The sequence below is a fragment of the Desulfosarcina sp. genome, from assembly GCF_055467485.1.
Genome location: NZ_JBUOIV010000040.1, coordinates 22,973 through 29,276 on the forward strand (window position 1 = coordinate 22,973; position 6,304 = coordinate 29,276).

Annotated in this window: 6 protein-coding genes; 3 read left to right on the top strand and 3 right to left on the bottom strand. The window is 59.1% G+C overall.

Features of this window, described 5'->3' with window-relative positions; all coding sequences use genetic code 11:
* Window positions 1–64 precede the first annotated feature (64 nt).
* The 3 genes from ACZCED_RS17380 to ACZCED_RS17390 all read right to left on the bottom strand — a co-directional run bounded on the left by ACZCED_RS17380 (window position 65) and on the right by ACZCED_RS17390 (window position 2,682).
* Window positions 65–610, bottom strand: a complete 546-nt coding sequence (locus ACZCED_RS17380) for a hypothetical protein (protein WP_464861299.1) — start codon at window positions 608–610, stop codon at window positions 65–67.
* Window positions 607–1,167 (bottom strand): PspA/IM30 family protein, encoded by a 561-nt coding sequence (locus tag ACZCED_RS17385; RefSeq protein WP_464861300.1) that lies wholly within the window; start codon window positions 1,165–1,167, stop codon window positions 607–609. The genes ACZCED_RS17380 and ACZCED_RS17385 overlap by 4 nt, the downstream gene beginning before the upstream one ends.
* A gap of 90 nt (window positions 1,168–1,257) precedes the next feature.
* Window positions 1,258–2,682 (bottom strand): vWA domain-containing protein, encoded by a 1,425-nt coding sequence (locus ACZCED_RS17390; RefSeq protein WP_464861301.1) that lies wholly within the window; start codon window positions 2,680–2,682, stop codon window positions 1,258–1,260.
* Between the two features lie 212 nt (window positions 2,683–2,894).
* On the opposite strand from ACZCED_RS17390, the gene ACZCED_RS17395 reads away from it, so the two are divergent.
* The 3 genes from ACZCED_RS17395 to ACZCED_RS17405 all read left to right on the top strand — a co-directional run bounded on the left by ACZCED_RS17395 (window position 2,895) and on the right by ACZCED_RS17405 (window position 6,236).
* Complete coding sequence (locus ACZCED_RS17395; RefSeq protein WP_464861302.1) at window positions 2,895–3,593, top strand: response regulator transcription factor; 699 nt, start codon at window positions 2,895–2,897, stop codon at window positions 3,591–3,593.
* Window positions 3,590–5,500, top strand: a complete 1,911-nt coding sequence (locus tag ACZCED_RS17400) for a sensor histidine kinase (protein WP_464861303.1) — start codon at window positions 3,590–3,592, stop codon at window positions 5,498–5,500. Before ACZCED_RS17395 ends, ACZCED_RS17400 begins: the two co-directional genes overlap by 4 nt.
* A gap of 136 nt (window positions 5,501–5,636) precedes the next feature.
* Entirely contained in the window at window positions 5,637–6,236 is a 600-nt protein-coding gene (locus tag ACZCED_RS17405) for a YkgJ family cysteine cluster protein (protein ID WP_462970156.1), read from the top strand.
* Window positions 6,237–6,304: the final 68 nt, after the last annotated feature.

Here is a 6,304-nt window from a genome sequence, read left to right on the forward strand (position 1 = left end):
GGCCATCGCTGGCTTCGTGATGACACCCGTTTTGCGACTTCCGTCCTCTGTTCTCGGACCTCCGTCATCCGGCTTCATCCAACACCCGCCGTGCTTCCCGGTGTGCCCGGTCGAAGGGGTCCGGCGCCGCTCCGACGGCATTTGCCGGACATGATGTAGGAACCATGTAAAAGTAGAGGGTCTGTACCAGGAAAAAGAGCCAGATGCTGATGGCCCAGTTGAGGCCGGCGCTTGGGCCTAAAAGCGACACCAGGCCTGCGCCACCACCGACAGTGATCACTTCGGCGGCCATCGCTCGGACCGGCGTTCCACCAAAGCAGATGCCGCTGCGGATCCAGCTGAAAATTCCCAGGCCGAGAAAGAAAAAAACGCTATAACCGTCAGGCCAAATGGCCGTACTCAGCAGCAGTGCAACGGGAAAGAGGACGATCATCGGACTTTTCCCGCTCCAACGGGCCAGAAGAGCCGCATAGATGGATAGATCCGCCCACAGCGCCAGTTTGAAAGCCATGGGCCAGCCGATGATTCCGGCCAACGACCCCGCAGCGGGCATCACGGCCAGGGCGCTGATCAATCCATAAACCAGGGTGGTTCGCACGTGCCGTTTCATGGGGTTTCTCCTTTCTGCAGCGCTTCTTTTCGAGCGAGCAGTTCCAGCTCGATTTCCTCATCGCCTGGCTCAATCGAATAGATCGGTCCCGAGTTGCTTCGCGAGGCCGTCTCGAACAAGCGGTCGGCCGCCTGGCTGCAATAGACCTCGGCCTTGGCCCTGAGGGTGTCATACTGGAGCCGCTGATGGGCCAGGGTTTCCGCCAGCTGCGTTTTCTCCTTTGCAGCCGTCTCGACCTGTGCCGTCAAATGGCTCGATGCGGTTTCAAGGGCGCGTCGCCGGCGGATCAGCATTCGCGCGATATCGTCTTTTTCCTTTTCCAGCGCCAAGAGCAGATCCCGTTCCAGCTTGTCCATCTCCTGGGCGTGGCGGGTGAGCTGGCCGGTCAGGCGGCCAATGCGCTGCGCCAGTGCATTGACCTGCCGTTCCTTGTGTCCGAGGCTGGTTTCCATTTCTCTGAGGTATTGCTTGAGCAGCAGGCCTTTATCCTCCAGTTGATCCATCACGCCGTGGACATCGGCCTTGCACAGTCTCAACATGCGGGTCATGATTCCCATGGGGGACTCCTTTTGTATAAATGTGAATGTTTAATTATCAATTTTGAATGAAGGAACCCTATCGATTTTTTAAACCGACACCGCCTACATTTATTTTTTATCCCGTCTCATCTTGTAACCGTCATATTGCAGGGACTTGGCAGCCTGTTTCTTTTTTTGAGCCACGGCTGCCGGTGCACCGCTGAACGTCTCATCCACACGCTGGCGAAGGGCCTGTACATCCGTTTCCAGGTTCTCGGCCACTTTGGCCGAACCGACGGTGTTGTTGATGGCCTCCTGCTTGGCCTCGTATTCATGAATGCGCATCTGGGCGCGGGTCTGATCACCGTCGCGAATATCGGCGGCCACGGCTTCCTTCAGACGGCTGAACTCTTCCTGTACGACCTGGTCCGCCCATGAATCCTTTTTGATGCTGGCCATTACCGCAGCCGGGTCCGGTACGCAGGCAACGGTGAGGGGACGGGGGGCGTCCACTGCGCCTGGCTCACCCTGATGCCGATACCTCACCTGCACCCGGCCCATGACAATCTCCTTGTCCACATCCGTGGGCACCTGGAAGGTCAGATATAGGGTTCTGCTCTGGCCGGACAGCAGGTTGCCCGGATGGATGATCGCCGAGCCGTCCTCGTAGCGGATGGGGAACCCGCCGGCGGACACCAGACGAATGCCGGGTTCAAGGGGGATCCGGATGCTGACGTCGGCGGCGGCCACATGACGGGTGGACTGAAATTCGGATTCAAACACCTGGGCGAATACATGGGGGTCCTCCAGAAAGGTGTAATAACCGGCACCCTGGTCGGCGATGGCCGTCATCAGCATTTCGTTGAATTCCAGTCCGACACCGACCGTGCTGATGGAAAAGCGGTTCTCAACGGCTGCCGAAGCCATGCGGCCCAATGCATCCGGGTCTGTGACGCCCTGGTTGGCCAACCCATCGGAGATCAGAATGACCTTGCGCTGGCGCAGATCGCCGGACGTGTGCATCAGCACGTCCATACCCTTTTCAAGTCCGCCGCCAAGATTGGTGCCGCCGCCGGCATGGACGCGCCCGATCGCTGTGGTCAGCCGCCGTCGGTTGGCGTCGGTCATCGGCACCAGCCCCGATTGGACCTGAACCCCATTTGAATAGGTCACCAAGGCAAATCGATCGTCGGGACCCAGCTGTTCCAGAAGGCTTATCACCGCCTGCCGGGCGTCGTTCAGTTTTTGACCCTCCATGGAGCCGCTGCGGTCCAGCACAATTACCAGGTCCGCGGCCTGCACCGGATCGTTGTTGCTGGCGGGGAGTCGGGCCGCGCTGAGTTCCAGGGAAACGGCCACCCGTCCGTCACTGCCTTTGAGAACCTTGTCCTGAACCACCTCGGTGGAAACGGTAACCGGTTTGTCTCCGGTCAGGGCAGGGGCGGAAAGGGAAAGAGAGGTGACTGTATCCATCGCTCCCATGGCGGCCAGGGCCGCCGTGGTGGCCAGGATCAGGCCAAGGATGGCCAAGAGGCTTTTTTTTGTGGTCGACATGATGATTCTCCTTAAATGTTTGGGGTTAAGTCTGCCGTTTCTGCCGATTGATCGGCTCATGATTTGGATTGTAGACCAGCCGGATGGAAATACAATTCAAACAAATGCAAAAGGTTAGCGTCCTTTTTTTGCATAAGTTTTACTTTGATTGCGGGTCGTTTGGTGATAGGGAGAAACCATCGAAACGAGGATCATGCCGAAAGGAAGCGGACATGCAGACGCCCAAAGCACACATTCTGGTTGTGGAGGACGATCCGGCCATCGCCAAGGGCCTGTGCGACGTCCTGATATTCAACGGCTACCTTGCCGATGGCGTCGCCGACGGCATCGAGGGTTGCGCGTCAGCATTGAGCGGGCAGTACGATCTGGTCCTGTTGGATGTGATGCTGCCCGGCATGGACGGGTTTTCCATCTGTCGTGAAATCCGAAGCAACCGGCCGGTCCAGCCGGTGATCATTCTCACGGCCAAGGGGTCCGAAGACGACCTGGTGACCGGCTTTACCGCCGGTGCGGACGATTACGTGAGCAAACCCTTTTCCTTGAGGGAACTGATGGTGCGGGTAGAGGCGGTGCTCAGGAGAAGCGGAAAACCGCTGGGTGACGAGCAGATCCGCTATGCCGGCATGCGATTTGACGGCCGCAACCTTCAGGCGGAGTACCAGGATCGGTCGGAGGCACTGACCCGCCGCGAAATGGACATTATCGTTTACCTGTTCCGCCATCGGGAACGTATCGTTTCCAAAGGTGAACTGCTCACCGAAGTCTGGCATTACAAGGATCCTGAGGTGGAGACCCGTACCGTGGACATTCATATGCTCAAACTGAGAAAAAAAATCGCTTCACTGGCCGACGGACGGCTGCTGATCCAGACGGTTCGCGGGGAAGGGTACCGCCTGGAGCCGGAACATTGAAACGCCTGCGCATGTATATGATCATTTTTTGCGTGCTGGTCTCCCTGCCGCTGGCCTTCGTGGCCTGGCGGACCTACGGGGCCCTCGATCGGGAAACGCAGGCGCAGGTGAGATTCTTTGCGGAGCGGCTGCTGGACCAGATCGAGGCCGACCTGGCCGATCTGGTCCGGCGCGAGGAGAAGCGTGCCGTGGACGAATATGGCCACACCCTGGCACAGGAGAGCGGCACGACGCCGTCCCCGCTCGCCCGTTTACCCGACCAGGCGTATATCCTGGGATATTTCCAGAACAATCCGGACGGTTCATTCCAGACCCCGCTGGTGGAGGACGGGGAGGACCCGCCTGACGGTCTTGCCGAACGGATAAGGCAGCTTCAGGCCGTCAACACGGTTTTCAACCGGCGCAAATTCATCGCCCGGCTGCCGGCCCCGTCTGCTCTGGCGGGCAAGGAACCGCCAGCAGTTGAACAAAAAGAACAGTCCGCCTTTGCCGACCGTTTTCTGCGGACATCCGAGCCAAAGAAGTCCAAGAGCGTGTTAGGCCAGGAGCGGGCCCGGGTGGAGGAGATCACCGCCGGACAGGCGATGAACCTGGCCCAACGCGAACCTTACCGATCGCCATTGTCGAGCAAGGATAATGCCGTTGCCGACATGGAAAAAGACGAAGAGGCACCTTCAGCCTATGGCATGCCGGCAACGGCGTTGCCGTCCGTGACGGCCGCCCGCCAGATGACGATGGCGGAAACGGTGCCTGCCGATTCGCAAACCGGTCGGTTCCAGGTGGAAGTGGCACCGCTGCAGGCCGTGGCCATCGATGACGGGCGCGTATTTATCTTCCGGCGCATCGGTATCAACGGCCAGATCTACCGGCAGGGATTCGTGCTCCAGTTTCAACCCTTTCTCGAGCACCTGCTTGCGGTGCACTACGATCCCCAGCCCATCGCCCGGTATACGCGGTTGACATTGACTGCGGCCGGCCTGGGTGCATCCCGCCAGCCAGGCGATGCAGACGCCGGAATCGCGGCCGGGGATTGGGTCGCCGGCCGAACCTTTCCCGCCCCGTTCGGTTTTCTGACCGCCGAGATGCGCACCGTCTCGCTGCCTCCGTCACCGGCTCGTCAGACACTGACCCTGGCCCTGGCAATCCTGGGTGCGATCATGGTGGCCGGCCTGGTGGCCATCCACCGCAGTGCGCGGACCGTCCTGGATCTTTCCGAGCGGCGATCCCAGTTCGTCTCCGCCGTGACCCATGAACTCAAGACCCCGCTGACCAACATCCGCATGTACGTCGAGATGCTCGACCAGGGCATAGCCGCCACACCGGAGCGGGAGCAGGAGTACCTGAGCATCCTGGCCGCCGAGAGTGCCCGGCTGTCCGGGTTGATCAACAATGTGCTGGAACTCTCCCGCCTGGAAAAACGAACCCGCCGCTTCGACCTCAAGGATGGAGATCTGACGGACGTGCTGACCGATGTGCAGTCGGTGATGGCCGAGAGCCTGACCAGGGAGGGATTCGATCTGAGCATTCACGCCGAACGGCTGCCCGTCTTTGCCTACGACCGGGAAGTGCTGGTCCAGATACTGATCAACCTCATGGAGAACAGTATCAAGTTCGGCCGCCATCTGCCGGAGAAACACATTGCCATTGCGGCGGATGCGGTGGACGGCTGGGTAAAGCTGGCAGTGACCGATACCGGTCCGGGGATTCCTAAACGATCGTTAAAGCAGGTGTTCGATGACTTTTACCGCGCGGACAACGATCTCACCCGCACCACCGGGGGCACCGGGCTCGGCCTGGCCCTGGTAAAAAAATTCATTGTCGCCATGGGCGGACGGGTCCAGGCGGAGAACAACGACGGTCCCGGCTGCACCATCACCATCAGCCTGCCGGCCACACGCAAAGGATGACGACGTCTCAAACCGTCCGATATCTACATTACGCCTGATTTCCCGGGTGTCTCCTATATCGGCTGCACGCCTATGGTAAAATTTGGTGCAGTGCGGCTTCTCAAGGTTTCATCAACCCTTCAACCCACAAGACGCCATGGAAGATAAAAAGAACCGGTTGCAGGCCATCTACGACGACTTCGAAAATGAAGCTGCTCCATTCAAAACCGAAGCGGTCTGCGGTAGAGGCTGTTCGTTTTGCTGCAGCGATGCAGGCAGTATCCACATCACCACCCTGGAGGGACTGGCGATCCGTGAGCGGATCAACCGCTTGCCCCGGACCCGGCAGATGGCTGTGAATAAGCGGCTGGCTGCCGACATGAAGCAGCGGGAGAGAAAAAGCGCGTCCGCCTGTCCATTGTTGATGAAAAACCGGGCCTGCATGATCTACGACGTGCGTCCCTTTGCCTGCCGTCGGATATACTCGCTTGCTGTCTGCAGCAAAAACCAGCACCCGGTGCTCAGCAGGCAGGTCATGGTCAGGGGTGACGAGGCCATCCATGCCCTGCAGCGATTGGACGACAGCGGCTACAGCGGTCACCTGTCCTACATCCTCCACATGCTGGACACCCCCGCTTTTCTCAACGTCTACCTGGCCGGTCAATTCCGACCCGAAGCGGTCATGGCCTTTGGAAAGTCCCATGGGATTGTCATCAACCGATTCATGGGCAAAGCAGGTGAGAAAATCAGGCCCTGACCCTGAGCTGCTGATTGCGGTTACAAAAAAAGCGCTTGACTGGCTGGTATGGTGTGATTTTTTTTCAT